The 23,965-nt window shown below is 60.4% G+C and carries 31 protein-coding genes and 1 tRNA gene; 17 read left to right on the top strand and 15 right to left on the bottom strand.

The features are described 5' to 3' along the window. Positions 1–24 precede the first annotated feature (24 nt). Positions 25–1,059: a COG3904 family protein gene (locus AC04SH_RS20435; protein WP_488576397.1), complete on the bottom strand. Its 1,035-nt coding sequence runs from the start codon at positions 1,057–1,059 to the stop codon at positions 25–27. Between the two features lie 132 nt (positions 1,060–1,191). Between AC04SH_RS20435 and AC04SH_RS20430 the strand changes: the two genes are divergently transcribed. Continuing rightward, the gene (locus AC04SH_RS20430) at positions 1,192–1,905 is read left to right on the top strand and encodes an SOS response-associated peptidase (protein ID WP_488576396.1); all 714 of its coding nucleotides are present in this window, start codon (positions 1,192–1,194) and stop codon (positions 1,903–1,905) included. Positions 1,906–1,979: 74 nt separating this feature from the next. On the opposite strand, the gene AC04SH_RS20425 is transcribed toward AC04SH_RS20430, so the two are convergent. From AC04SH_RS20425 to AC04SH_RS20410, 4 genes are all read right to left on the bottom strand, one after another. Then, a complete protein-coding gene (locus AC04SH_RS20425) occupies positions 1,980–2,387 on the bottom strand; it encodes a hypothetical protein (protein ID WP_488576395.1) in 408 nt (135 codons plus the stop codon). Beyond that, positions 2,384–2,773, bottom strand: a complete 390-nt coding sequence (locus AC04SH_RS20420; RefSeq protein WP_488576394.1) for a hypothetical protein — start codon at positions 2,771–2,773, stop codon at positions 2,384–2,386. Before AC04SH_RS20420 ends, AC04SH_RS20425 begins: the two co-directional genes overlap by 4 nt. Positions 2,774–2,781: 8 nt before the next feature. Then, complete coding sequence (locus tag AC04SH_RS20415) at positions 2,782–4,155, bottom strand: hypothetical protein (protein WP_488576393.1); 1,374 nt, start codon at positions 4,153–4,155, stop codon at positions 2,782–2,784. A 148-nt stretch (positions 4,156–4,303) separates the two neighbouring features. Continuing rightward, complete coding sequence (locus AC04SH_RS20410; RefSeq protein WP_488576392.1) at positions 4,304–4,624, bottom strand: hypothetical protein; 321 nt, start codon at positions 4,622–4,624, stop codon at positions 4,304–4,306. Between the two features lie 101 nt (positions 4,625–4,725). On the opposite strand from AC04SH_RS20410, the gene AC04SH_RS20405 reads away from it, so the two are divergent. From AC04SH_RS20405 to AC04SH_RS20390, 4 genes are all read left to right on the top strand, one after another. Beyond that, on the top strand, positions 4,726–4,908 hold the full coding sequence (locus AC04SH_RS20405) for a hypothetical protein (protein WP_488576391.1): 183 nt from the start codon (positions 4,726–4,728) through the stop codon (positions 4,906–4,908). 4 nt (positions 4,909–4,912) lie between these two features. Next, positions 4,913–5,122: a hypothetical protein gene (locus AC04SH_RS20400; protein WP_488576390.1), complete on the top strand. Its 210-nt coding sequence runs from the start codon at positions 4,913–4,915 to the stop codon at positions 5,120–5,122. Between the two features lie 10 nt (positions 5,123–5,132). Beyond that, positions 5,133–5,309: a hypothetical protein gene (locus tag AC04SH_RS20395; RefSeq protein ID WP_488576389.1), complete on the top strand. Its 177-nt coding sequence runs from the start codon at positions 5,133–5,135 to the stop codon at positions 5,307–5,309. Between the two features lie 253 nt (positions 5,310–5,562). After that, positions 5,563–5,826, top strand: a complete 264-nt coding sequence (locus AC04SH_RS20390) for a hypothetical protein (RefSeq protein WP_488576388.1) — start codon at positions 5,563–5,565, stop codon at positions 5,824–5,826. Between the two features lie 25 nt (positions 5,827–5,851). Here AC04SH_RS20390 and AC04SH_RS20385 read toward each other — a convergent pair whose 3' ends face one another. Beyond that, positions 5,852–6,106, bottom strand: a complete 255-nt coding sequence (locus AC04SH_RS20385) for a DUF982 domain-containing protein (protein WP_488576387.1) — start codon at positions 6,104–6,106, stop codon at positions 5,852–5,854. Positions 6,107–6,178: 72 nt separating this feature from the next. Continuing rightward, the gene (locus AC04SH_RS20380) at positions 6,179–6,556 is read right to left on the bottom strand and encodes a hypothetical protein (RefSeq protein WP_488576386.1); all 378 of its coding nucleotides are present in this window, start codon (positions 6,554–6,556) and stop codon (positions 6,179–6,181) included. Positions 6,557–6,704: 148 nt separating this feature from the next. Here AC04SH_RS20380 and AC04SH_RS20375 point away from each other — a divergent pair, with 148 nt between their 5' ends. Together AC04SH_RS20375 and AC04SH_RS20370 are read left to right on the top strand one after the other, a co-directional pair. Continuing rightward, complete coding sequence (locus AC04SH_RS20375) at positions 6,705–7,376, top strand: hypothetical protein (protein ID WP_488576385.1); 672 nt, start codon at positions 6,705–6,707, stop codon at positions 7,374–7,376. Between the two features lie 216 nt (positions 7,377–7,592). Continuing rightward, complete coding sequence (locus AC04SH_RS20370; protein WP_488576384.1) at positions 7,593–8,228, top strand: recombinase family protein; 636 nt, start codon at positions 7,593–7,595, stop codon at positions 8,226–8,228. Positions 8,229–8,236: 8 nt separating this feature from the next. Here AC04SH_RS20370 and AC04SH_RS20365 read toward each other — a convergent pair whose 3' ends face one another. After that, entirely contained in the window at positions 8,237–9,046 is an 810-nt protein-coding gene (locus AC04SH_RS20365) for a thermonuclease family protein (protein ID WP_488576383.1), read from the bottom strand. A 597-nt stretch (positions 9,047–9,643) separates the two neighbouring features. Here AC04SH_RS20365 and AC04SH_RS20360 point away from each other — a divergent pair. The 5 genes from AC04SH_RS20360 to AC04SH_RS20340 all read left to right on the top strand — a co-directional run bounded on the left by AC04SH_RS20360 (position 9,644) and on the right by AC04SH_RS20340 (position 13,217). Next, the gene (locus AC04SH_RS20360) at positions 9,644–10,267 is read left to right on the top strand and encodes a hypothetical protein (RefSeq protein WP_488576382.1); all 624 of its coding nucleotides are present in this window, start codon (positions 9,644–9,646) and stop codon (positions 10,265–10,267) included. A 735-nt stretch (positions 10,268–11,002) separates the two neighbouring features. Continuing rightward, positions 11,003–11,428, top strand: a complete 426-nt coding sequence (locus AC04SH_RS20355; protein ID WP_488576381.1) for a hypothetical protein — start codon at positions 11,003–11,005, stop codon at positions 11,426–11,428. 457 nt (positions 11,429–11,885) lie between these two features. Beyond that, a complete protein-coding gene (locus AC04SH_RS20350) occupies positions 11,886–12,350 on the top strand; it encodes a hypothetical protein (protein WP_488576380.1) in 465 nt (154 codons plus the stop codon). Between the two features lie 41 nt (positions 12,351–12,391). Next, positions 12,392–12,814 (top strand): hypothetical protein, encoded by a 423-nt coding sequence (locus AC04SH_RS20345; RefSeq protein ID WP_488576379.1) that lies wholly within the window; start codon positions 12,392–12,394, stop codon positions 12,812–12,814. Positions 12,815–13,001: 187 nt separating this feature from the next. Beyond that, the gene (locus AC04SH_RS20340; protein ID WP_488576378.1) at positions 13,002–13,217 is read left to right on the top strand and encodes a hypothetical protein; all 216 of its coding nucleotides are present in this window, start codon (positions 13,002–13,004) and stop codon (positions 13,215–13,217) included. An 87-nt stretch (positions 13,218–13,304) separates the two neighbouring features. On the opposite strand, the gene AC04SH_RS20335 is transcribed toward AC04SH_RS20340, so the two are convergent. Next, positions 13,305–13,381 (bottom strand) — tRNA-Arg (locus tag AC04SH_RS20335). Between the two features lie 107 nt (positions 13,382–13,488). Continuing rightward, positions 13,489–14,652 (bottom strand): M20 aminoacylase family protein, encoded by a 1,164-nt coding sequence (locus tag AC04SH_RS20330; RefSeq protein ID WP_488576377.1) that lies wholly within the window; start codon positions 14,650–14,652, stop codon positions 13,489–13,491. 217 nt (positions 14,653–14,869) lie between these two features. Between AC04SH_RS20330 and AC04SH_RS20325 the strand changes: the two genes are divergently transcribed. Beyond that, positions 14,870–16,051, top strand: coding sequence for a D-alanyl-D-alanine carboxypeptidase family protein (locus AC04SH_RS20325; protein WP_488576376.1), 1,182 nt, complete (start codon positions 14,870–14,872; stop codon positions 16,049–16,051). A 4-nt stretch (positions 16,052–16,055) separates the two neighbouring features. Continuing rightward, positions 16,056–17,174: a CobW family GTP-binding protein gene (locus tag AC04SH_RS20320; protein WP_488576375.1), complete on the top strand. Its 1,119-nt coding sequence runs from the start codon at positions 16,056–16,058 to the stop codon at positions 17,172–17,174. A 15-nt stretch (positions 17,175–17,189) separates the two neighbouring features. On the opposite strand, the gene AC04SH_RS20315 is transcribed toward AC04SH_RS20320, so the two are convergent. The 5 genes from AC04SH_RS20315 to AC04SH_RS20295 all read right to left on the bottom strand — a co-directional run bounded on the left by AC04SH_RS20315 (position 17,190) and on the right by AC04SH_RS20295 (position 21,111). Next, on the bottom strand, positions 17,190–17,423 hold the full coding sequence (locus AC04SH_RS20315) for a sulfurtransferase TusA family protein (protein WP_488576374.1): 234 nt from the start codon (positions 17,421–17,423) through the stop codon (positions 17,190–17,192). A gap of 4 nt (positions 17,424–17,427) precedes the next feature. Further along, entirely contained in the window at positions 17,428–18,723 is a 1,296-nt protein-coding gene (locus AC04SH_RS20310; RefSeq protein ID WP_488576373.1) for a L,D-transpeptidase family protein, read from the bottom strand. Between the two features lie 236 nt (positions 18,724–18,959). Next, complete coding sequence (locus tag AC04SH_RS20305) at positions 18,960–19,910, bottom strand: acetyl-CoA carboxylase carboxyltransferase subunit alpha (protein ID WP_192258328.1); 951 nt, start codon at positions 19,908–19,910, stop codon at positions 18,960–18,962. 98 nt (positions 19,911–20,008) lie between these two features. Further along, on the bottom strand, positions 20,009–20,920 hold the full coding sequence (locus AC04SH_RS20300) for a site-specific tyrosine recombinase XerD (RefSeq protein ID WP_488576372.1): 912 nt from the start codon (positions 20,918–20,920) through the stop codon (positions 20,009–20,011). Positions 20,921–20,958: 38 nt separating this feature from the next. Beyond that, positions 20,959–21,111, bottom strand: a complete 153-nt coding sequence (locus tag AC04SH_RS20295; protein ID WP_192258326.1) for a histidine kinase — start codon at positions 21,109–21,111, stop codon at positions 20,959–20,961. A gap of 215 nt (positions 21,112–21,326) precedes the next feature. On the opposite strand from AC04SH_RS20295, the gene AC04SH_RS20290 reads away from it, so the two are divergent. From AC04SH_RS20290 to AC04SH_RS20280, 3 genes are read left to right on the top strand one after another with little or no spacing between them, the layout of a single operon-like run. Next, the gene (locus AC04SH_RS20290) at positions 21,327–21,938 is read left to right on the top strand and encodes a shikimate kinase (RefSeq protein ID WP_488576371.1); all 612 of its coding nucleotides are present in this window, start codon (positions 21,327–21,329) and stop codon (positions 21,936–21,938) included. Continuing rightward, entirely contained in the window at positions 21,935–23,065 is a 1,131-nt protein-coding gene (gene aroB, locus AC04SH_RS20285) for a 3-dehydroquinate synthase (protein ID WP_488576370.1), read from the top strand. The genes AC04SH_RS20290 and aroB overlap by 4 nt, the downstream gene beginning before the upstream one ends. 1 nt (position 23,066) lies before the next feature. Beyond that, positions 23,067–23,957, top strand: a complete 891-nt coding sequence (locus AC04SH_RS20280; RefSeq protein WP_488576369.1) for an HlyC/CorC family transporter — start codon at positions 23,067–23,069, stop codon at positions 23,955–23,957. The last annotated feature ends 8 nt before the right edge of the window (positions 23,958–23,965 follow it).

The following is a 23,965-nucleotide window of genomic DNA, read 5'->3' as shown; positions in this document are numbered from 1 at the left end:
GAAGGCACTAATCTGACGGAACTTTCAGCGCATGACTTTGCTGGTCTCAGCGATGATTTTGGGGTTCTGCCCAATCGCAATCGTGTAACTGAAGCGCGCCACACCTTTTGCCTGCTTGTGCCTTGGCAGGCTGCGGACGACCCAGTCGTAAGTGCCCGACACCATGCATCGCTCATTGGCACAGGTGACTATGACGCTCTCGTCGTGGAGATTGTATCCCCGTTCCGGCCATCGTTGGAAATAGCTTCTCTTGTCGGCGATGATCGAGCTTAGGTCCGTTGGCTTTCCGTAATAGTCGACGATGCCAGCATACGAATTTTGAACCTGAGCTATCGCCAAATCTGCGTTGTCGCCATGGTGCTCGATGAGCCCTTTGATAAATGCTACCGCCGCGTTCTCTAGCTGCCGCTCGTCTGCGCTGGCTTCAGCCGGGGCCGGACTGGGCGTTGGCGACACACGCGACGTGTCAATGGACGGCGGCGTGGTGGAAATGTTGGTTACCCGCAGTTCAGCCATCTCACTGGCGGAGAGATATCGCATATCAGACCTGTCGTAACTCAATGCTACGGCCATCAACTTGGGGTCCACGCCCATCTCGGACATGTAGGACATGATATCGGCAGTTACGGCTTGAACGTTGGCCACAGCCTCGTCGGTGGACATCCCGTTCTCTGGGGCGAAGGATGAGCGATGAACACCAATAGAGCCCGGATCGGCAACACGGCGAACGCCACCCATGTAAGCTAACGAGCAAGCCGACGCGCACTGCAACTGTCGGACTTGAAGCGTATCAAGGCCGGCTGCGCGGATCATACGTCCAAGCTGCATTGCACTTCCGATACTGCCCCCCGGCGAGTCGAATACGACCACCCTAGCCCCACTGCTTGTGACAGCGCGGCTAAACTCATTCAGAGGTTCGTTGACCCCAAATTCACCGGAGACGATGAGAAACGGAAGCTCGCCCGGCGACGATACCGGCTTGTATTCCAGAGCCTTAGCTGAACTTGATGTGGCGACAATAACTGACGCGACAGCGAGAAACTTCACAACCGAACGCATAACCCAACATCCAAACCCACCAACCTCAACTAAGAGCCACTTAAAGAACTATTTCAAGGGGCAACTGGACCGGGGCAACTGGCGATGAGAGAAACTGGTTGAAACTCAGTGTCTGTTGGGAACATTAAAACGATGTGCAACCTCTACAACCTCACCACTTCGCAAGAGGCCATCCGCCAATGGACCGGCACCTTGCGGGACATCTTGGGCAATCTTGAGCCGTCCATTGACATTTACCCGAACAGGCCCGGCCCGGTGGTCCGAAACGCGCTGGACGGGGCGCGCGAGCTTGGCAATCTCCTGTGGGGAATGCCGTCACCGCCGGAGCGAGTGAAAGGCAAGGCCGACTATGGCACAACCAACGTTCGCAAGACCAACTACTTTCACTGGCAGCAGTATCTCGGGGTCGAGCATCGTTGCGTTGTGCCGGTGACCAGCTTCGCGGAGCCAAGCCCCAAGCCGGATGACAAGGACCCCGAGACCGGCATTCAGCGGAACTACTGGTTTGCCCTGAGTGAGGATCGTCCGCTGTTCTTCTTTGCCGGCCTCTGGACCCCTTGGTACGGGGTGCGCAAGGTGAAGGATGGTCCGGGCGACCATGAGGTCTATGGGTTCCTGACGACCGAGCCTAACGCCCTCATCAAGCCGATCCACGAGAAGGCAATGCCGGTCATCCTGAGGACGCAAGAGGAGACGGAGAAGTGGCTTACGGCGCCCTGGCCAGAGGCGAAGCAGCTACAGCGCACTGCACCGGACGACGCGCTTGTGATCGTCGAGAAGCCGGCCACGCAGATCAAGTTTACCCAGGGTAGCAACGATGCAGGGAGCCAGCTGAATTTGCTGTAGGGCAGGAATGCAACTGGACGACTTCAAATGGGCTCCCGTTCAGCTTGCGGCGACAAAGATCATCCGACTGGCCGTCATTCTTCCGGGCCGTCATCAGTCTCCGTCCAATCCTCCTTTAGCTCCTTCGTGAGCCAGTAGCTGCCGCCAAGATCACTGAAATACTGGTGATATTTTGAGTGATATGACTCCAGCGCTTTCTCGAATTGCACCATGTTCAGTACCGCATCGCTCATTTGGGGCAATGCATCCTCATCCAGCTCCTCGAGGTATTTTCCGGCTGGCTCGTCTTTAAGAAAGATCAGAAGATCGGCAAGCACGCGATTCACCAGTTTCACCTTACTGGCACTCATAGAGGCCTCGGGTTTCTTTTTTGAGAGTTCCCGAACCTCGCTTAGTATCCCCTCGAAGATGGGAGTGCTCGCCTCATAGATCGCCACATTTGCATCAGTAGTGACGTACGGGAACTCGTCCTCGGATCTCACTTCTTTTCTCCTCCCACCCTTGTGGGTCCAAGGGCCTTGATGTTGCTGGGCGATTCATCAACAAGATAAACCCACTGATGCGCATGAAAGACAACATTGTCGGAACGAAATCTCTCTACTTGCTCTAAATACAGTGCCAGGATCATCGTCACGTCACTATTTGTTGGAAGTGCAGATTCGTCGAACTGATCGAAATCCTCGAATGGCCTGTATCGCCCAATCAAGATATTATTTGATCCCTCCAAAACTTTATTGACAAGCTTCAACTTGAACACGTTGAGGCCGTCGTTGGGAGATTTCTTTGCCAATTGAGAAATTTCTAAATGCAAACCACTTAGTTGCCCGATTATCTTTTCAAGCTCTTCAACTTCTTGCTTCGTTTTCATAATATTCCTCACGGGCATTTTGCCCTAAATTCGACGTATTTCTTTACAATCACATCTAACGGATCGCGTTGCTTGCTTTCAAATAGCTCTACCATCTGAGCGATGTCGACATCAGTGAGGGTCACAATCGCCTTTCGTTGTCCCGACCACAATTCGATAGTACGGTTCATCTCTGCTTTTTTGAGCGGGTTCCGAGTAACAAACAGGCCGAACCGGCCCAGCTCGTCGGCGAGATACCGATTTAGCTGATCAACGTGCTCGCGCTCGATTGCAGCGACGTTCTTGAGTTCCATGGTGATTTGCCGAGAGCCGTAGCTTTTGTATATGTCATCAAGAAACGGGGTCGAAGCCGTGTTGTAGAATATCAGGTCTCGAATGCTGACCCCGCTATTCGTACGCGCCTGCTCTTTAGCAAAATCGAGTTTTGGATAGAGAAGCGAAGGTAACAGTTGGCCAATTGCCTCCTCATATTTCTTGTCTGCATTGTCATTCTTTCCTGTCGGAAGTTTCTGAATGAGCGAGAGTTTCCGCTTGGCCGAGGTGATAGGAATCTGTGAGAAAAGAGGGTCGTTGTGGCAATCTTCAAACGTGCGCTCTTTAGCTTCGATGTATGCGTTCACTACCCCGTAGTGATCCCGATTGTATGTGAGGACCTCGACGCGGGTTAACTCCTCCGGGGCATGAGAGATTTCATCCTGAGGGCAATGCTTTTCAAAATAGTCATCATAGTTGATCCACGGCACGAACCTAAGCCAACGCTTGGGAACGAAAATCAGGGGCCTTCCGTCTCGCGGATTTGCCGGCAACTCAATGGCTCGCCCGATCTCGAACGAATTTTTCCTGGCGTTGTAGACATTCTCAACGTCGCATCGTTGCTTGGGTATTCCGAGCCGGTCGCATTGCTGAATCGTAAAGTCGATCAGGAACGACTTCAGAAAGCTACAAGTGATGTCGCTGATGCGGTCCTTGGATATCCCATCGACAAAAAACTGAATCTCCTCAAAGTGGCGAAAACCGGATTGCGCATATCTTGGAACCCGCTTGAAAAGCGATATGATCTCCCCCGCCTTGCCCTCTCCAATGCGCTTTCCCCTTCGCGTGGCCGATGAGCCAAGACCCACCTCGTCACATTCGGAAGCGGCGATCAGAGTTGCTATGGCCTGCGTCTCTTCCCCCTTTGCTACCAAATAGCCCAAGTGATTAAAGGCGTTCAGTAGACCTGTGTGTAATGCCTGATCCTGATGCGAGGGAGAACGCCACAACAGGAAAGGATCGACGTACAGTGGCACGTCTTCGTCGAAAAACGGTATTGCGAAGTCCAATTCTGCCTGTGATCGCAGTATGCCGTAATGGTCGGTTAGTCGAGGTCTGATGAGCGTCATGGCCCCCAGAAGTGGAGACACTTCAGGCGGGTGTCAAGCAAGCAAATAACCTATCCCTGCCCGAGTAAGAGGTGCATTCATTTCGACGGAAATTCACAGTTCCAGATATAGCTGACTGCACCAATGCCTGCTTGGACCGCACCCTTCCTCAGTCCTCATCCTTCCAGACCACCCGCCGCACCGTCCTAACCTCGGCAAGCCGCGTAACCCTAATGTTCTGCCGTTCTGGTGCGGAAGGGTTCTGTGTCTCGGCGTGCATGTACTCGTTCTTGCCGCACCGTTTGCAGCTCATTTTGCTCCCGACCAGCTCGGCCTCGATGTCCCCGAAGATTTCCCTCAGGTCACTCGGCAGATACCATCGTTTGACGTTGCAGAGCCCACAGCGGACCAGCACCAGCTGCCCAATCTCATGGGCATTGCTGAGCTTCCATTCGCCGCCGCGCTTTCGTCTTCCACCAGTATCGGGCATGACCCAAAATAGGAACTCATTCCTGCCTCGGTCAATCCGCCCTTGACATTTATGTTCTCTTTTTGTTCACTGCGGGTGTCTAAGCGTTTGGAGTAATCGCCATGGACCACATTGTCAGGCTCGACAGCCGCCAAGAGGCTGCTCTTCAAGCCGTCGCCGACAAGTTCGTAGCCGTCAACAAGGGCGACGTGATGAAGGCGCTCAAGGAAATGATCGTCCTCAACGGGCGCCTTCAGCAACAACTTGACGCTCGCTCGGAACCACACCGGGCGGCACGGAGGTAGGACAATGGGCACCATCCATTTAGACGCTGACGCCAAAGCCGAACTGCACTCCGAAGCGGAGAAGTTGATCGCCCGCTACGACAGCCCGCTTGAGACTGTGAAGGCGCTTATGGTCTACAACTGCGAGCTTGAGACCAAGATACTTGCCGTGGCCTACCGGCATCCGGGCATGGTTGCGATTGGCTACGACGAGACCCCGCCTGTCGTTGGTTGAGGCCGGCGACATGAGCGACGAGATCAGGCTTCCAAGCCCAGAACACGTCACAGCGCCCGGTATCCAGCATCATTGGTGCGAGCGTCCTGGCTGCGGCAAAGATGCCGGATGGGGTTTCGCGAAGCCAAAGCGTGAACCGCACTGGTTCTGTTTCGAGCATCGCGGCGATGGTGAGAAATACCTGTGAGACCGAGCAATGCCGGCTGAGCAACAGCAAGTCGATCCTCCCGCCATGGACTGGGAGCTTGCGGTCGATCAGACCATAGCGGCTTACGGAGGGGATGCCCGAGAGGCGGTGAAGGCGCTTCTGGCAGCCAAGGCCGCATTAGAACGCGAGGTGGCCCTGTGGGCTCCTGCGGTCAGCTATGGGTTCAGCCGGGGGTGGCATCGACGCCAGCGCGGTGGGGCCGATTAACGAACCTCCAACGAAGGGCCGCAGCATGTCAGACAACATCCTTCCGCAACCGAAGATGCCCAAGCTGATAGTCGTCACGGCCTTCGACCGCGATGAGAGCGGCGACCTTCAGCCTGTCTTCGGACCAGCTGAGCAGCAGACCGAGGACCGGGCGATAAGGACGGCGAAGGGCTTGGCGGGGAAACATGCCGGGGTCATTGCGTGGTCACGCGATGCAAACCCGTCGCTGGGCGAATACGGAGAACCGACCACGCTCTTTGTTGGTGGCGACGTGCCGGACATGGAGTGACGAGGCATCCCTCGCAGATGCTCACTCAGCCCCCCTCATGAGCAGTGCGGAGCTTCCCCTCCTCAATTGCAGCAGCTCGGAACGCTTTGCGAACCTCCTGAGGTGTCGCTTGGTCAGCCAGGCAGGCCATGCAGACGCGCACCGCGAGGTTCCACTTAGGCCCACGCTTGGTCCACTGAAGGAGAAGTTCGGAGGCCGCCTCGACGTTGCTGACGTTGTGGGTCATGCCTGCGCGTTCGCCGCTTACAGGGACCGGAGGGTTGAACCAATGGAGAGCCATTAGGCGATGCTAATGGAGGGTCGAAATGTTTGGTAGAACTTTCCGTCGGCGCGTCTGCGAACACGCCGAGGCTCAGCTCCTCCGGGCCTCAATTTCATCCGCAGCTGATCGTAACTTGTCGGCGCCGCTCATCTTGAACAGCGGAAATCTGTAGGCGCGCCGCAATTCCTCGGCCAAGTCCAAAGCTTCTGTTCCCAGCCTCGCGCAGGCGTCGTAGCAAGCTCCAGCTGCGCTGTCGTAGTCAGCGACATCAAACATGAAGCTTACGCTCCGCTGGGCCGACGATACTTTACCGGGGAATGTAAGGGCTCGTTCGGCAAGTTGTGGCCTCAGTGACCGCCAGCCGCCATCATCCGCTGGATAGATTGGTGTGTCGGGAAGGTCGGTTGTCACCCCGCCAGCGTGACCACGAGAACTTTCCGCAAGGTCGTTGTCTCCGATCACTTTCAAGCAAGCGTCCGCAAACGTCTCCAATGCGACCGCAATCCGAAGCGCCACATAGGCGGCATGAAACTTCCGTTCCCTAGCCTCTTTCAGAAACGAAAGAGCGCCTTGGACGCCTGCCGTGCCTATACCAGCCCCGACGACAGTCTTTGAGATGGTAGCCCAGTCCCAAGAGGTGAACCCCAAGAAATCCATCAGCGCCCCACAAAAGTGGATCTCACACCACGACTTAGTTGCCGTCAGGGAGTCCGAGAAGGTCACGCCAGCCGTAGATTACATTCTGGCACATAGTGGCAAGCGATCGGTCCCCGGCCCCATCAGTCTCGACAATGACCATCGGGTTCCCATCACGATACTCTTCGTTGTGGACCATTATCCGGCCAGGGGAAATCAGGATGATTTGGTGATCACCGTTGTACAAAAGCCTGTTCCTATAAAGACTCCCATGCTTCACGGCGTTTATGACCTCCTCAAGCAGGCCGTGATCTTCCACCCGGCTCTCCTTTGCCGCCGATCTTGCCGCGAGCTCAATCTTCCGCCTTACGTCGACAACCGATGCGCTACCGAACAGTCCCCTCGCTGTCGCCACTTCGTGAAAGTGGTAGAGGAAGAAAGCTGCAGTGATGCCCGCGCGAACAGCCCTGAACCCGTCTGGCTCTTGCGCAAGGTGGTTCTCGGCATCAAGAAATTCATGGTATGGCGCCAGAACAAGTTGCTGCCAATGCGTACCAACATCGTACCCCGCCATCGTCCCTACCTCGTCTTAGCCCAAACGACCTTTACCATGCACCTTGTCGAGGCGGGAATGTTCGGTGCAAAAATCTGAGCGGATGATCGGATAACAGGCACGCGCCTCGCCCCCCCGTGCCCCCTTTCGTTTCCAGCCGAGTGGTACGTCTACTGAGGGCAAGTGAGGACTGTACGCAAGGGTATAGTCCAACGTACAGACAGAATGGTGCCCGAAAGAGTGTCCGTTAGGATTGACTTCGATCAACGGGCAGGCTAGTCAGCGGACAGAACCCTTACGGACAGGAGCCGACCCGTGACTAAGACCGTCCTTTATGCCCGCGTATCCACCGCAGAGCAGACACTAGATCACCAACAGAAGCAGGCCGAGCAGGCAGGCTTCAAGATCGACAAGGTGGTTGCTGACCACGGCGTGTCTGGCGTCTCGACCAAGCTGGCAGAGCGACCCCAGGGCAAGCGGCTGTTCGACATCCTGCGCCCTGGTGACACGCTGGTGGTGCGCTGGGTCGACCGGCTGGGGCGCGACTATCAGGATGTGTCGGACAGCATTCGCCACTTCATGCGGGATGGCGTCATCATCAAGACCGTCATCAACGCCATGGTGTTCGACGGCGCGACCAAGGACCCGATACAGAAGGCCGTGAGAGACGCGCTGATTGCCTTCATGGCGGCAACGGCAGAGGCACAAGCGGTCGCCACCAAGGAGGCCCAGAAGGCTGGCATAGAGGCGGCTAGGGTCAACCCGAGGGCGTATCGTGGCAGGAAGCCTAGCTATGACCGTGACGGGCTCGCTAGGGTAACCGCGATGCTGGACGCGGGGGCTGGGGCATCGGCCATTGCCGAAACAACAGGACTGACCAGACAGGCCGTTCTTAGGATCAAGGGAGATCGGGCAGGCGCCGAGAAGGCGTTGGCAGTGTGGGGGCTTTAAGCGCAGCCCTACCCACACCAAGGGCGTGGCGTTGGCGGACAGCTTGTGGAGCCGCAGACGAACGGCACGGCCAACCCCTCTGACACCAATACGTCGCCCACATCTTGGCCATCGGCAAATAGATGACCGCAGCTACGCCCGTAGTTGCACTTGCCCGTCCCCTCAGTGCCCGGCGGGCAAGAACACGGGATCATCTTCAGCTCCAGCTTCCCTGTAGCAACCAACTCTTTGAGCCGCGCCTTCGCTCGACGCCCAAGGTCTGCCTCAACGTCGCACCTTGGCTCGATGCTTTCGGGCGCGTTGAAGCCGACCAGCCGGGTCCCTTTCGCGGCACCAATAAGCCGAATGGTATCACCGTCCGTGATCGTGAACTGGCTCCTCGTCAACGGCGTGACGGTGGTGGTTTCGGTGTCTGGTGACCCGGAGGCCCAACCGCTTGAAGACGGCATGTGGCTGGCTCCGGTAACGTAAGAGTAGATCAGGCCCCCCACGACTAATGCCAGTGCGAAGCCAAAGGCTCTGGCAAATCGACCGGCCAGATAGCGGGCCTCACGCGCAAGTGGGCTCCGTCGGCGGCGCGGCCTCCACGGGGTCGACCGAGGGCCGGTAGGGCGGGGCTGCGGCGGTGCCTGGCTGATTGGTGGTGCGTAGCCGATAGCCTCAAAGAGCTTGGCGCGCTGCTTGTCGGTCAGGCGCGTTTCGGGGCCGTACTTCACAAGACGGGCGTGAATGTCGACGAGGAAGTGTCTTTGCCATTGGCTGAGGCGCCCGCCAGCCAGCGCAATCTCAATGCGAACTTTCAACTCCTCGGGTTCCACAGTGAATGCCCCCCGGCCTCACAAGACAAACCAACTTTGCTGAATAGGTACTCCACTAAGACTACCGAGGGAATGACCCACCCACTAGGACTACGAAACGGCTCCTCACCAGATAGGGGCGCACTATGAAGGCCATAGCACCTCCACTAGCACTGCGAAGGCGATTACCCTGACCACTAGCACTACGAAGCGGATAGGTTGCCCACTAGCACTGCTAAGGCGAATACCCGCACCACTAGCACTGCCAAGGTGGTTCAATAGGGCCTCCACTAGCACTGTGAAGGCGTTAGGGTGACCACTAGCACTACCAGGGCGATAAGGCCCCCACTAGCACTGTGAAGGCGAATAACCCTTCCACTAGCACTACGAGACGCTCCTCTCCCAAGCTGACCCGCGCGGTTCTCCCCTGCATTGCGACTGCCTGTTGCCCTGTTTGCACCTTCCGGGGCAGCGGGACGTGGCGCTTGGCGGGTCAGCTTTGGTGAGGCGCGCGTGTCCCTCTATCTGTTTTGAGAACCGCTTTGTATGAAACCGCCGACCATGGATTTGTTTTGTATGAGGCACTGCCCATTGAACCATCAGCATCAAGGAACCAGCATGACTTCATTCGATCCCGTCGAGATGAACTTCTCCAAGGTCTCGGCGGACTGGACTGCAGCGGTCGAGGCGTTCCGGGAGAAAGGCCCCCGGTGGACAACCCAACGCTACCAAGAGGCCACCCGCAAGGACAATGAACGCGCGCCAGAGTTCAACCATAAGGCCGCCCTCGTCCTACGCGCTGAGGGCTTCTCGCAGCCCGCATCAGCGAAAGTGCTGGGGATCACCGACCGTGCCATCCGATCTCACCTGTCGCAGCCCTGTGAGGCTCTGGAAGCTGAGCGGAGGGGGATCGCTTGGCGGGGCCGTGTGCAGCGCCATGAGGTGACCAAGCGTGGACGCGCTCCGTTCGATGTCTGGGCATACCTGAGGGCCGCACAGCCTCCCATGGTCGCTGACCTTCTCGGTTTCGATCCGTGGACAGCCGAGGGCATCGGAGCCAGCACCCGCGAGAAGGTTGCCTTCTACGTCGTGGATGGATGGCCTCAATCCGACGTGGCGGCGCTGCTCGGCATCTCCAAGCAGGCGGTATCAAAGCATGTCGCTGCAATCAAGGCGCAGATCGCGTCGCGCAAACGCACAGGCCAAAGATCATTAGTGTACAAACCAACCCGGAAGTTGTGAGGGCATCGAAGTCTGATTTCTCAATCATAACAACAAGATAGATGGTTGACTACCGCATATAGGCACAACTCCCCTCAGGGACATCCCCTTCGGGTTTACCTTGGTCAGCCCTTCGGGTTTCCTATCGACGATAGGTTTGTCCGAAGATGACACCAAGGTTCTCCTGAGTGGATCAGGGACATAAGACACCCCTCTACAAGCCCTCTGAAACCAGAGACAACCTAGAGATACCCTTATTTCTGAGTTGTCCTTGGTCGCTTCGCTCCGAAGACCATGGAATGTGTTTCCTGAGTACCCTGATCCACCTCAGCACAGCTTCACTCACAGCTTGGTCTACTCTCTGGATTTCCCCTGTTCCAAGGTCATAGCCAGAGGGAACCCCAACGAGCCCTGAAGTCTGGCCTCCACAGGCTTGGATGACCGACTGTCTCCCCTCCACAGGTCTTCACCCTTCCACGTCAACCAGAGGCGTCCCTTTAAGGGAAGCTCGAATGTCACCACGAACACCCACCCGAAAGGATCACAACCGATGAACATTACCACAGGAGCCAACCCCTATCATGTCGACTGAGGCCGACCGCATTGCATGGCGGATACACGGTCGAGAATGGCGAGCAGCGAACCCGGCTCGCGCCAAGGAAATCAGCCGGGAATGGTATCACCGCAACAAGGCCCAGGTTGCCGAGGTGCGGAGGATGAAGCGAGAGGCCGCGCGTCTGGTCAAGGAGGCAACAAATGGCTGAGATAACCCGCCAGATCACCCCAGCAATCCGGGTTGTCGAGACCGACCGTGAATGGATCATCCAGACGGTCGAGATGAAGCGGACCCGCAGGCAGAGGGTTCACACCACCGGCAAATGGGCCGACCGCGCGTACATCACCAGCCGGTCAATGCTGAACATGGAACTGAAGCGGCTGGTCGGCAAAGGAGCCGCCAAGGCTGGTCTTCGCGGGCATGTCGAACTGGACGCCCTAGACTGGTTGAACCGCCTTCCCGTTCGGCATCCGTCGCGGGACAATGAGCCTAGCGTTATCGACATGCTGGAGGCGTCTACAGCGGGCAGCGAGCATGGGGAAACCTTCCATGACCATCTGCCCCTAATCGTGAAGCACGGGCCGCTTAGGTGGCGCAACGATAGGAACGCTCGCTTTGAACCTTGACGACATCAGGCGGGGGGATTGGGTCGCGACCTACCCCACGCGAGAAGCGGCCCTTGCGTTGGTCGAGTGGATCAAAGCGGACGACTGGGAAACCGTCTCCGAGTTGGACCGAAGGCTACCGGGGATCGGCATCGAATGGACCCACAGCTTCAACACGGCTGCTGAACGATGCTTTGAAGTCTACGGCTATCCCGAGCTTGAGGCTGTGGCAGTCGCACGGCGTATTGCCGAGATGTCTATGAGACCCACAGCGCCGCGTGGAAGGGTGGCCGGAGGCAGCGATGGTCTTGCCGGAGCAACTACCCCAACAGGCCTTAGCGCGCGTCCTGAAGCCCCACAGACGATGACCTTTGGGTTCACGCCAAGGCGCTGACCCAGCCACCACCAAGACTGACATACCGCACCCGGAGCAATGACGCGCCGGGGCGATCCATCACGACCAGAAGGAACGAACACCATGAACGATTTCAGCAAGGCCTCCGGGCTCCAGATCAACAGCAACCAGATCGACATCCGCGCTCAGGAAGCACGGGAGCGACAGGCCCTTGAAGACCGGGTGGATCAGATGCGGCGGGACCATGAGCAGGCCGAGAAAGACCGCAGGGAGGCCGATTTCAACGAGCAGATCGCGGCACAAACGGAAGCAGGCCTTCGGGCAAATCAACAGCTTCAGGCTAAGCGCCTTGGCATCAACACCGGGCAGGCCCTGACCGAAGGCCAGAAAGCCCAGATAGCAGCGGCTAAGCCGATGAACGGCTCAGCTCCGCAGGCCCTTGTAGATCAGCTTGCGGTGACCGTTGGTGGCATCCAGTTGGGAGCCCAGCAAGCCAAAGACATGGCGGCACGTGGGGAGATCAGCCAGGGCGATTACGTCGCGGCTGTGAACGCGGCTCTGGTCCCCTACGGCTATTCTTTCAGGTAGCCACGGGGGCCGAGAGTGACGGGGCGGTTGATGCCGCTCCGTTGCCCACCGTGGATGACAAGGCCGGGGAGGCCGACGAGGAACTAACCGACGACGAGAGAGAAGAGAAACAACATGCCGAGTTTGTCCGCATGGCTGACCAGAGCCTTGACCGCTTCAGGGACACTCACAGCGAACCCCAACAGCAGTTCATCGTGGATGCCTACGTGGAGACCGGACAAATCCTTACCGGCGAAGCGTACGGGATCGACCCGGTGGAGGCGGCTGTGGTCGAGACTGCATTTAACCAGCACCTCGACCGCAACGTTTTGCGGCAGCATGGGCTGAACCTTCAGACCTACTTCGAGCACGTCGACGAGGCCGACTACCCGGCGCTTCGCAGGGCTGCGGCCAAGGGCGAGTGGCATGTCTTCCATGGACATGCTCAGGCCATAGCAGCGGCTCGGAAGGCGCACGGTCTCTGATCCACAACGACTTTCCCGTCCCGATGCATCGCCCCCAAGAGGTGTGTCGGGGCGGTCTGTCGATTCGCTCCACAGGCGGGACGTTCCCGGTCGAGGGATGTCTCCACCGGCACATTGACTATTCCTGATTTGACGGGTTCGGGGCCGGCCCTCTATCCGATGGGGGCGACAACAGGAGCTAGACCAGATGAAGACCTTCGAGCAGCGCAGCGAGCGAATCGACTACGGCATCCTTGAGACCGCCGTGGCCGAGTGGATGAAGGGACACATTGAAAGCCTCAAGGAGGACTTTGGCGAGGGCGAGGCCTACGCCGAGGCGGTGAGGCTGCTCGAAGATGACCCATGGCAGGCGCTGCAGTGGTACGTCGAGGACGTGCGACGGGGACTACGACGGGCAGCTTAAGCACGCTCGCGGCGTCTCGCGTCCCCAGCGGCGCCCCCACGGGAGACTGCCTTGCGGGCTTCATTCCACCAACGCCTTGATTTTGTTTGGTGATCCCGACAGGAATCGAACCTGTGACCTACAGATTAGGAATCTGCCGCTCTATCCTACTGAGCTACGGGACCACGCGGCCAGACACATAGCCGCTTCGGATCGTTTCGCCAAGAGGCTCGCCGAAGGCAGATCAAGAGGCCGGCCGAAGGCAAATCGGCCGGCCTTTCGGCGGCATAGGTTAGGCGGCGAGCGCTGTTTCGGCCAGTTTCACCCAGTAGCTCATGCCGTGCGGGATGACTTCGTCGTTGAAGTCGTAGGCCGGGTGGTGGAGGCCGGCGGTCTCGCCATTACCGATGAAGATGAAGGCGCCGGGCCGGGCTTCCAGCATGTAGGAGAAATCCTCGCCGCCCATCACCGGCTGGATGGCGCGGTGGACCTGGGTGTCGCCGGCGACACTTGCCGCGACATCGCTGGCAAAGACGGTTTCTTCCGGATTGTTGAAGGTCACGGGGTAGTTGGCGTCATAGTCGACAGTGATCGTCGCGCCGAAGGCGGTGGCAATACCGTCGCAAATGGCGCGGATGCGCTCTTCCGACTTCTTGGCGATCTCCTTTTTCAGCGTGCGCACCGTGCCGGCGATCTCGGCGATCTCGGGAATGACGTTGTAGGCGTCGCCGGCGTGGAATTTGGTCACCGACACCACTACGGCCTCGACCGGGTCGGTGCTGCGCGAGGCAACGGTCTGCAGGGCGCCGACAAGCTGGCTGGCGATGACGATCGGGTCGATCGTGCCGTGCGGCATCGCCGCGTGGCCGCCGCGGCCCTTGACGGTGATGGTGAACTCGGCCGTCGCCGCCATGATCGGGCCCGGCCGGATGGCGAACTGGCCGACCGGCAGGCCCGGCATGTTGTGCATGCCGAACACTCTGGAAATGTCGAAGCGCTCCATCATGCCGTCCTTGACCATCTCGTTGCCGCCGCCGCCGCCTTCCTCCGCCGGCTGGAAGATGACAGCCACGGAGCCGGCGAAATTGCGCGTCTCGGTTAGGTATTTGGCTGCGCCCAGAAGCATTGCCGTGTGGCCGTCATGGCCGCAGGCGTGCATTTTGCCGGGAACGGTCGAGGCGTAGGACTTGCCGGTGATCTCGTTGATCGGCAGCGCGTCCATGTCGGCGCGCAAGCCAATGGTCGCGCCATCGCCCTTGCGGCCATGGATGATGCCGACGACGCCGGTCTTGCCGAGGCCCGTCACCACGTCGTCGCAGCCGAACTCCTTCAGCTTCTCGGTGACGAAGGCCGCGGTCTTGAAGACATCGAAATTCAGTTCTGGTGTCTGGTGCAGATGGCGTCGCCAGCCGGCAACTTCATCCTGCATCTCGGCGGCGCGGTTCAGAATCGGCATAATGGTTCCATCTCGCTGTTGGAGCAGACGGTCTGGCCTGCTGCTTTGCAATTGTGATTGCCAGGCACTTTGCCATCTTGGCGTCACATAGGGTAAATAGCACCGCAAACAACGTGATCCGGAAATTGAGGGCCGGATCTCATCATGCTGGCCATCGCGTAACGAAATCTTACGGAGCCAGGGGCGACTACGGCAAGAGGCGATTTCGGATTCCATGATGCGGCACAGCCATATCCTCAAATTACTGCTAACGGGCGCCTTGGCGCTGCCGATGCTGGCTGGGCCGGCTTCGGCCAATCCGATTGTCCTGTTCGACCTGAACAGCGGCAAGGTCCTGCAGCATCAGGACGCCTTCAGCCGCTGGTATCCGGCTTCGCTGAGCAAGCTGATGACTGCCTATGTCACCTTCCGGGCGATTGCCGCCGGCGAGGTCCAACTCGATTCACCGATCAAGGTGACCAAGCATTCGGCCGGCGAACCGCCGAGCAAGATGGGCTTCAAGCCTGGTTCGGTGATGCGGCTCGACAATGCGCTGAAGATGATGCTGGTCAAATCGGCCAACGACATCGCGATGGCTGTCGGCGAGAATATAGGCGGCTCGCAGGCCGGCTTCGCCATCCGCATGAACGCTGAAGCCGCGCGGCTCGGCATGACCGGGACGCATTTCGTCAACCCGAACGGGCTGTTTTCGCCGGAGCAGTATACGACGGCGCGTGACCTTGCCTTGCTGGTGATGGCGATCCGCAAGGAATTCCCGCAATATGCGCCCTGGTTCTCGATCGAAGGCCTTGCCGTCGGCAAGAAGGCGATCTCAAACTACAATCTCTTGATCGGCCGCTATCCCGGCGCCGACGGCATGAAAACCGGCTTCGTCTGTCCCTCGGGCTTCAACATGATCGGCTCGGCGACCCGCAATGGGCGCACGCTGGTCGCTGTCGTGCTTGGCGAAAAATCGGCGATCAGCCGCGCCGAGACCGCCGCCAGGCTGCTCGACCAGGGCTTTGCCATGTCCGAGCCGAACTGGCTCACGGTCGCGGCCATGCCTTCCTATGGCGACACCATGTCACCCCACGACATGCATGACGAGATCTGCAAGAAGAAGGCGCCCGAAGAACAGTCCGAGGCAGCGCCGCCGGTGGCCCCAAAAGACGCTGCGGCCGCACCGAAATCGCCCTATCGGGAAAAGCTCGACCACGTGCCGACGCTGGTTGCCGTCGGCCTCGGCGGCGCCACCGGGCCGGCGCCGAAGGCAATGCTCGACCAGGGCGGCCAGGAATTCGCCGATGTGCCGCTGCCGAACTGGCGGCCTGACATCCCGGCGCCAAAGGGCTCGGAACCGGTCGTGGTGGGTTCGGCAACCGCGGTGCAAGGCGACCAGCCGGTCAAGGCCGCGAACTAGGCCGATGGCCAGCTTTCCGATACCCGTCACTGTGCTCACCGGCTTCCTCGGCGCCGGCAAGACGACATTGCTCAACCGGCTGCTCAAGGATCCGGCGCTGGTCGATACCGCCGTTATCATCAACGAATTCGGCGAGGTTGCGATGGACCATCTCTTGGTCGAGCAGGCCTCCGACGGCATCATCCAGCTGTCCGATGGCTGCCTGTGCTGCACGGTGCGCGGCGAACTGGTCGACACGCTGGCCGACCTCGTCGACAGGCTGCAGACAGGTCGTATAGCCCGCCTTGCCCGCGTCGTTGTCGAGACCACCGGGCTCGCCGATCCGGCGCCGGTGCTGCAGTCGATCATGGCGCATCCGGCGCTTGTCCAGGCGTTCAGGCTCGACGGCGTCATCACACTGGTCGACGCGGTCAACGGCAATGCCACGCTCGATGGTCATGTCGAGGCGGTCAAACAGGTGGCGGTGGCCGACCGTATCGTGCTGACCAAGGTCGATCTGGCCGGCGATCCCGCCGATCTCAAGGCCCTGCGGGCGCGGCTCCATCAGCTCAATCCGGGAGCCAGAGTGCTGGAGGCCGGTGACAGCCAAACCGGCGTCGCGGCGCTGTTCGATTGCGGCCTCTACAATCCGGCGACCAAATCCGCCGATGTCCAGCGCTGGCTCGGCGAAGAAGCCGCGCATGAACATCACCATGATCATGGCGACCACCATCACCATGGCCACGGCGATCATGATCACGCCGAGCACCGCCACGATTCCCGTGTGCGTTCCTATTCGCTGGTCCATGACGGGCCCGTGCCGTTTTCGGCGATCGAGATGTTCCTCGACCTGTTGCGCTCGGCGCATGGCGACAAGCTGTTGCGCATGAAGGGCGTCATCGAGCTTACGGAAGATCCGTCACGGCCGCTGGTCGTCCACGGCGTGCAGAGGATTCTGCATCCGCCGGCGCGGCTGCCGTCCTGGCCGGACGGCCAGCGCGGCACCAGGCTGGTGCTGATCACGCTCGATATGCCGGAAGACTATGTGCGCCGGCTGTTTGCCGCCTTCACCAACCGCCCGTCGATCGACACGCCGGATCGTGCGGCGCTGGAGAGCAATCCGCTGGCGATTGCCGGGGGCTAGAGCATTTCCAGGGCGCTAAGCGCCGCGCTCGACCAGGAAGCGATGGCCGCCGGTGACGGCCGCAGTTTCGACCAGCTGATGCCCGGCGTCGGCGCAAAAGGCGGGGATGTCGATAACGGCCAGCGGGTCGGTGGTCTCCAGCCACAGCTGGCTACCCGGCTGCATTGCCGCCAGGCGTTTCTTCGCCTTGAGAACGGGCAGGGGGCAGTTCAGCCCCTTGAGATCGTAGACGGAAGCGCGTTTGGCCAAGCGCTCAGCCGCCGAACATGCCGAGCAGCTTGTTCTTGATCTTTGCCAGCCGGCTTTCGTCGGCCTGCGGCTCGGCTGGGGCTGCCTCGACGCTGGCGGTGGCGACCGGTTGCTGGGCGGCCTGCTTGGCTGCTTCCTTCTCGGCCAGCGCCTGGGCCTTGGCCGCTTCCTTTTCAGCCAGTGCCTGGGCCTTGGCGGCTTTCGCGGCTTCGATGGCCGCAACCCGCTGTTCTTCGGCCTTGCGCTTGGCTTCCTTCTCGGCGTCGAGCGCGGCCATCTTGCGGCCGGCCGGCGAATCGATGCGGCCCATGCGCGCCGTCTCGGTCACCGTGCCATCGGCATTGAGCGACGGCGGATCGATCGGCACGCGCTCGCCGCGGGCGCGCCGCTTCGACCAGTCGGAAACGATGCTGGCTTCCTTGATGCCGGCGATGGTCGGCTTGGGCGCCGGCACGCTGGCCTTGACGGCGCCGCTGAAGGCCGCGTCATAGCTGCTTTGATAGGCGTTGTAGGCGCTCTTCAACGAATCCGGCTGCGTGGTCGGAGGGCAGGCGCCGGTCGGATCGAAGGTCGTGCCTTCGGGCGCCACCTGGTTGAAGACATAGCGCTTCTCGCAGACGTCGACCTTCGGCGGCACCTTTGTGATCTCGAAATTGTCGTAGCCGACCTTCAGCATCTTCCAGAACTCGTAGTTCGGGTCGTTGCGATAGCGCGCCATGTTGGCGGCGGTCATGCGGAACGGAAAGGCCTGGATCTGGAACTCGGTCTGGCCGCCCTGGAAGGCGTCGCGGCCGAAGGCGTAAATCTGCTCGATCTGCGGATCGGTCATCGAATAGCAGCCCGACGACGAACAAGCGCCATGCACCATCAGATTGGCGCCGGTGCGGCCATTGGCACGATCATAGGCGTTGGGATAGCCGATGTTGAAGGACAGGTGATAGTTCGAGCGCGGGTTCATCTGCGATGGGCGAACCGTGTAAAAACCTTCCGGCGCCTGGCGGTCGCCCTCGGTGTATTTCGGGCCGAGCTTGCCCGACCATTTGCAGATGTCGTAGCTGGCAACCATCTCGTAGCGTCCGGTGGTCTTGGCCTTCCAGATCTCGAGCTTGCCTTCTTCCTTGAAGATGCGGGCCATCACCGACGAGGTGCGGACCATGCCCTTGGCCTTCATGTCGGCGAGGATCTTGTCCGGCAGCGGCTTGTTGGCTTCCGGCGCGAAATCCTTCATCGAGGAATCGTTGCAGCCGGCGACGCCGAGGGCGGCAATCAGTATTCCGGTGCGGGCAAGCTTGGCAAACATGGTTACGGCTATGTCTTTTTCCCGGGGCGTGGGGCTTCGCAGCCGCAGGCCAACACACTAAACCTTCACGGACCCTAAGCCCGTTAACCTTGAAAATTCCTTACCGCAAGCTCCGGACGGCTGCCCCCACGGCATTTCGCTCGATGTCACGGACTTTTCATTGAACCGAATGCGGCGGCATTTTTGTGGCGAAATTGCTCGCTGACGCCACATTGCGGCGCCCGGCCGGCCTGAAATCAGAGGCTGCGGCCCATCGCCAGGTATTTTTCCCGGCGCTGCTCGCGAAAATCGGTGTTGGCGCCGGCAAAATCCTTCATCGTCTTGGCGATGAGGTCGCCGGTGGCGGCGATCACCGTTTCGGGCGCGCGCTGAGCGCCGCCGAGCGGCTCGGGAATGATGGCGTCGATGATCTTCATTTCCAGAAGGTCCTGCGCGGTGATCTTCATGTTGGTCGCCGCATCCTTGGAGCGCGTGGTGTCGCGCCACAGGATCGAGGCGGCGCCCTCCGGCGAGATCACCGAATAGATGGCGTGTTCCAGCATGTAGACGCGGTTGGCCGTGGCGATGGCAATGGCGCCGCCCGAGCCGCCTTCGCCGATGACGACCGAGATCGACGGCACTTTGAGGCCAAGACAAGCCGAGGTCGAACGGGCGATGGCTTCGGCCTGGCCGCGTTCCTCGGCGCCGACACCGGGATAGGCGCCGGCGGTGTCGACCAGCGTCAGAAGCGGGATCTTGAAGCGGTCGGCAAGCTCCATCAGCCGCACCGCTTTGCGGTAGCCTTCAGGCCGGACCGAGCCGAAATTATGCTTGAGCCGGCTCGCCGTGTCCGAGCCTTTTTCCTGGCCGATGACGGCCACCGGTTCGCCGCGGAAGCGGGCGAAGCCGCCGATGATCGCCTGGTCCTCGCCGAAATTGCGGTCGCCGGCGAGCGGCGTGAAGTCGCTGAACAGGCCCTTGATGTAGTCGACGCAATGCGGCCTGTCGGTGTGGCGCGCCACCTGCACCTTCTGCCACGGCGTCAGCGCCTTGTAGATATCGCGCAGCGCGTCGCGCACGCGCTTCTCAAGCCGGCTGATTTCGTCGCCGACATCGACCGCCTCGCCATTCTCGGCAAGCTTCTTCAGCTCGAGGATCTTGAGTTCAAGGTCCTGCACCGGCTTTTCGAAATCGAGGTAATTGTACATTCTTGAGCGGACCGATGCGTCGGAAGGCAAAGACTGACGGAACCCTGAAAAGCGGGGCGCCGCGCGGTGGAACGTGCCCTCACATAGCGATATGAGGCCTAGTCGGCAAGCGGATGATGATCGTTGACCAGCCGCACCAGCCGCTCTTCCAGCACATGGGTGTAAATCTGCGTGGTCGATATATCGGCATGGCCGAGCAGTTGCTGCACCGCCCTGAGATCGGCGCCGTTCTGCAGGAGATGGCTGGCGAAAGCATGGCGCAGCACGTGCGGCGATATTTTCGCCGCCGATATGCCGGCCCGTGCCGCAAGGCCTTTGAGGTCGCGGGCAAAGACCTGCCGGGAGAGATAGCCGCTGTCGCCGGCGGCCGGAAACAGGAACGGGCTGTCGGCGAAAGCCGGCACCGTTTTGCGGGCCGCGAGCCAGGCCCGCATCGCCGTGCGCGCCTTGGCCGACAGCGGCACCATGCGCTCCTTGTCGCCCTTGCCACGAACCATGAAGAAGCGGTCGTCGCGCTGGGCGACGGTCACCGGCAGGCCGACCAGTTCGGAGACGCGCAGGCCGGTGGCATAGAGCACCTCCACCAGCGCGTGCAGGCGCAATGCCGCCAGCCGGTCGCCGTCGCCATCATCGGCGGCCTCAAGCGCCGCGCGGTCGAGCAGCCGGCCGGTATCGGCCTCGCTCATCGTCTTGGGCAGCGGCCGGCCCTTTTTCGGGCTGTCGAGCGTGCCGGTCGGGTCATCGCCGCGCAGGCCCTCGGCATAGAGAAATTTGAAGAACTGGCGGATCGCCGACAGTTTGCGCGCCTGCGATGTCGGCGCAAAACCGCGTGCGGCGACGTCGTCGAGATAGGCGCGGATGTCGGCCGCAGCAGCACCGGCTAGCCCGCCGCCAATCTGCCGCGAGGCGTCTTCGAGGTCGCGGCGATAGGAGGACAGCGTGTTTTCGGCGGCACCGCGTTCGGCGCTCATCATTTCGAGAAAGGCTTCGATGCGCGCCGCGCTGTTCATTTCCTGAAGTCAGCCTGCATTGGGTCAGTTTCTTCGGGTCAGTTTTTCTTGGGGTTCAGCTTTTCCGGCGGAATGCGCACGGTGATTTCCGCCTTTTTCGGCTCGACGAACATCGCCAGCGCCACCATCATACCATAGGCAATGCCGGCAAGAATCATCATCGTCACGACAAAGCGGAACAGTGTCGGCATCAATTTTCGCCCGTCTTCTTGTTCTGCGATTCCAAACCCTGTGCCCTTATGGGACGCCAATCCGGCCAATTCAAGGACGAAGGGTTTTGTTTGACGCCAGTCCCGACGGGAAAACCACTGCACTTTCCGGGACCTGCTCAGGGTGCCATGCTTGACGCAAACCGGCTTTTGATGTCGATACGCCGGCAAAGACGGCTTAGAAACAGCATGGTTTCATGAACGCGTTACCAGCTAATCCTCCTGGCGAGAGCCATGCTACGCTGCTCGACAGGCTGGGCAGTCGTTCGATTGTCTTTGTCGGCCTGATGGGCGCCGGCAAGACAGCGATCGGCCGCAAGGTGGCGGCCATGCTGTCGCTGCCGTTCATCGACAGCGACCAAGAGATTGAAAGCGTGTCGCGCATGACCGTGCCGGAGCTGTTCGAACGCTATGGCGAGACCGAATTCCGGGCGCTCGAGCAGCGCGTCATCCTGCGCCTCCTGGAAAACGGCCCGCAGGTGCTGTCGACCGGCGGCGGCGCCTTCATGAATGCGCAGACGCGCGACGCGATCTCGTCGCATGGCGTCTCGGTGTGGCTGAAGGCCGAGCTCGATCTGCTGATGGAGCGCGTCTCCAAAAAGCAGAACCGGCCCTTGCTCAAAAACCCCGATCCGCGCGCCGTGCTGGAGCGGCTGATGGGCGAACGCTATCCGGTCTATGCCACGTCAAACGTTACCGTGCCGACCCGCGACGACCGCAAGGAAGTCATTGCGACAGAGGTCGTCGACGCATTGTGCGGGCATTTCGGCATTCCGGCCACCACGGCGCCGGGCGAGGTGCGGCCATGAGCGAGCCTGTCATTGTCGAGGTCGGCCTTGGCGAGCGCGCCTATGACATCCTGATCGGCCCCGGCCTTTTGACGCGTGCCGGCGCCGAGATATCGCGCCGCCTGCCCGGCACGAGGGCGGCGGTGGTCACCGACAACAATGTCGCGGCGACACATCTCGACGCACTGAAGGCCGGTCTGGAAAAAGGCGGCATCCAGCCTGCCGTGATTACTCTGCCGGCCGGCGAAAAGACCAAGAGCTTTGCCCATCTCGAAGAGGTGGTCGACGGCGTGCTGGCCGCCAAGCTAGAGCGTGGCGACGTCGTCATAGCGCTTGGCGGCGGTGTCATCGGCGATCTCACCGGCTTTGCCGCCGGGATCGTGCGCCGCGGCATGAATTTCGTCCAGATCCCGACATCGCTCTTGGCGCAGGTCGATTCCTCGGTCGGCGGCAAGACCGGCATCAACAGCCCGCGCGGCAAGAATTTGGTCGGCGTCTTCCACCAGCCGAAGCTGGTGCTGGCCGACACCGAAGTGCTCGATACGCTGCCGATCCGCGAATTCCGCGCCGGCTATGCCGAGCTCGCCAAATACGGGCTGATCGACCGGCCGGCGTTTTTCGCCTGGCTGGAAGAGAACTGGACAAAAGTATTCGCGGGCGGTGCGGAGCGAGCCGAGGCCATCGCCGAAGCCTGCCGCGCCAAGGCCGACGTGGTTGCCCGCGACGAGTTCGAAACCGGCGACCGCGCGCTGCTCAATCTTGGCCACACGTTCGGCCATGCGCTGGAAGGGGCCACACAGTATGACGGCGCCCGTCTCGTCCATGGCGAAGGTGTCGCCATCGGCATGGCGCTGGCGCATCGCTTTTCTGCGCGGCTCAACCTGGCAAGCCCGGACGACGCGGCACGGGTCGAGGCGCATCTGCGCGCCGTCGGCCTGCCCTGGCGCATGTCCGACATCCCCGGCGAATTGCCCGACGCCGAGGCGCTGCTTGGCTTCATCACCCAGGACAAGAAAGTGTCGCGCGGCGCGCTGACCTTCATCCTGACGCGCGGCATCGGCCAGGCTTTTATTGCCAAGGATGTGCCGGCGTCGGAAGTGCTGTCATTCCTCAGGGAAAATCATCCGGACAACGGGAAAGCCGGCTGAGATGGACATTGGCTGGATCGTCGTCGCCGTCCTCGCCATCCTCATCCTGTTTTTCATTGCCGTGCGCACGCGCCTGCTTGCCATGTTCGGCTATGAGTTGTCGCGCATCGAGCCGCAGCGGTCGACCCAGGACGAATTGCGCGGCGCGGTCGACGATTTCCGCCGTGACGGCCAGGTGGTGCGTGAGGACCGCGACCGTGTCGGCGGCCTGTTCGACCTTGACGAGCTCGAAGTCTCCGACATCATGGTCCACCGCACCAATATGCGCTCGGTCAATGCCGACAATGCGCCGGAAGCCGTGGTGCGCGAGATCCTGCAGAGCCCGCACACCCGCATGCCGCTGTGGAAGGGCTCGCTCGACAACATTGTCGGCGTGCTGCACGCCAAGGATTTGCTGCGGGCGCTAAACGAGGTCGGCAACGACTTTACCAAGATCGACGTGATGAAGATCGCGTCCAAGCCGTGGTTCGTGCCCGACACCACGACCTTGCAAGAGCAGCTCAACGCCTTCCTGCGCGCCAAGGCGCATTTCGCCATCGTCGTCGACGAGTATGGCGAGGTCGAAGGTCTGGTGACACTGGAGGACATCATCGAGGAGATCGTCGGCGAGATCGCCGACGAGCACGATGTCGACATCCAGGGCGTCAAGCAGGAAGCCGACGGCTCCGTCGTCGTCGACGGCACGGTGCCGATCAGGGATCTCAACCGGGCGCTCGACTGGAACCTGCCGGACGAGGAAGCCACCACCATTGCCGGCCTGGTCATCCACGAGACGCAGTCGATCCCCGAGGAAAAGCAGGCTTTCACCTTCCACGGCAAGCGCTTCGTGGTGATGAAGCGCGACAAGAACCGGATCGCCAGGATCAGGATCCGGCCGGCGGGAGAAACCTAGCGCAGCCC

Source organism: Mesorhizobium sp. CNPSo 4688 (assembly GCF_057784295.1).
The sequence above is the reverse complement of the archived record's forward strand: the minus strand, read 5'-3'. Positions and strand labels throughout refer to the sequence as shown.

Excerpts from the sequence above, each read along its gene's own strand:
- AC04SH_RS20435 (WP_488576397.1), bottom strand. The coding sequence starts at position 1,059 with ATGCGTTCGGTTGTGAAGTTTCTCGCTGTCGCGTCAGTTATTGTCGCC.
- AC04SH_RS20430 (WP_488576396.1), top strand. The coding sequence starts at position 1,192 with ATGTGCAACCTCTACAACCTCACCACTTCGCAAGAGGCCATCCGCCAA.
- AC04SH_RS20420 (WP_488576394.1), bottom strand. The coding sequence starts at position 2,773 with ATGAAAACGAAGCAAGAAGTTGAAGAGCTTGAAAAGATAATCGGGCAA.
- AC04SH_RS20415 (WP_488576393.1), bottom strand. The coding sequence starts at position 4,155 with ATGACGCTCATCAGACCTCGACTAACCGACCATTACGGCATACTGCGA.
- AC04SH_RS20410 (WP_488576392.1), bottom strand. The coding sequence starts at position 4,624 with ATGCCCGATACTGGTGGAAGACGAAAGCGCGGCGGCGAATGGAAGCTC.
- AC04SH_RS20405 (WP_488576391.1), top strand. The coding sequence starts at position 4,726 with ATGGACCACATTGTCAGGCTCGACAGCCGCCAAGAGGCTGCTCTTCAA.
- AC04SH_RS20400 (WP_488576390.1), top strand. The coding sequence starts at position 4,913 with ATGGGCACCATCCATTTAGACGCTGACGCCAAAGCCGAACTGCACTCC.
- AC04SH_RS20395 (WP_488576389.1), top strand. The coding sequence starts at position 5,133 with ATGAGCGACGAGATCAGGCTTCCAAGCCCAGAACACGTCACAGCGCCC.
- AC04SH_RS20390 (WP_488576388.1), top strand. The coding sequence starts at position 5,563 with ATGTCAGACAACATCCTTCCGCAACCGAAGATGCCCAAGCTGATAGTC.
- AC04SH_RS20385 (WP_488576387.1), bottom strand. The coding sequence starts at position 6,106 with ATGGCTCTCCATTGGTTCAACCCTCCGGTCCCTGTAAGCGGCGAACGC.
- AC04SH_RS20375 (WP_488576385.1), top strand. The coding sequence starts at position 6,705 with ATGGTAGCCCAGTCCCAAGAGGTGAACCCCAAGAAATCCATCAGCGCC.
- AC04SH_RS20360 (WP_488576382.1), top strand. The coding sequence starts at position 9,644 with ATGACTTCATTCGATCCCGTCGAGATGAACTTCTCCAAGGTCTCGGCG.
- AC04SH_RS20355 (WP_488576381.1), top strand. The coding sequence starts at position 11,003 with ATGGCTGAGATAACCCGCCAGATCACCCCAGCAATCCGGGTTGTCGAG.
- AC04SH_RS20350 (WP_488576380.1), top strand. The coding sequence starts at position 11,886 with ATGAACGATTTCAGCAAGGCCTCCGGGCTCCAGATCAACAGCAACCAG.
- AC04SH_RS20340 (WP_488576378.1), top strand. The coding sequence starts at position 13,002 with ATGAAGACCTTCGAGCAGCGCAGCGAGCGAATCGACTACGGCATCCTT.
- AC04SH_RS20330 (WP_488576377.1), bottom strand. The coding sequence starts at position 14,652 with ATGCCGATTCTGAACCGCGCCGCCGAGATGCAGGATGAAGTTGCCGGC.
- AC04SH_RS20325 (WP_488576376.1), top strand. The coding sequence starts at position 14,870 with ATGCGGCACAGCCATATCCTCAAATTACTGCTAACGGGCGCCTTGGCG.
- AC04SH_RS20320 (WP_488576375.1), top strand. The coding sequence starts at position 16,056 with ATGGCCAGCTTTCCGATACCCGTCACTGTGCTCACCGGCTTCCTCGGC.
- AC04SH_RS20310 (WP_488576373.1), bottom strand. The coding sequence starts at position 18,723 with ATGTTTGCCAAGCTTGCCCGCACCGGAATACTGATTGCCGCCCTCGGC.
- AC04SH_RS20305 (WP_192258328.1), bottom strand. The coding sequence starts at position 19,910 with ATGTACAATTACCTCGATTTCGAAAAGCCGGTGCAGGACCTTGAACTC.
- AC04SH_RS20300 (WP_488576372.1), bottom strand. The coding sequence starts at position 20,920 with ATGAACAGCGCGGCGCGCATCGAAGCCTTTCTCGAAATGATGAGCGCC.
- AC04SH_RS20295 (WP_192258326.1), bottom strand. The coding sequence starts at position 21,111 with ATGCCGACACTGTTCCGCTTTGTCGTGACGATGATGATTCTTGCCGGC.
- AC04SH_RS20290 (WP_488576371.1), top strand. The coding sequence starts at position 21,327 with ATGAACGCGTTACCAGCTAATCCTCCTGGCGAGAGCCATGCTACGCTG.
- aroB (WP_488576370.1), top strand. The coding sequence starts at position 21,935 with ATGAGCGAGCCTGTCATTGTCGAGGTCGGCCTTGGCGAGCGCGCCTAT.
- AC04SH_RS20280 (WP_488576369.1), top strand. The coding sequence starts at position 23,067 with ATGGACATTGGCTGGATCGTCGTCGCCGTCCTCGCCATCCTCATCCTG.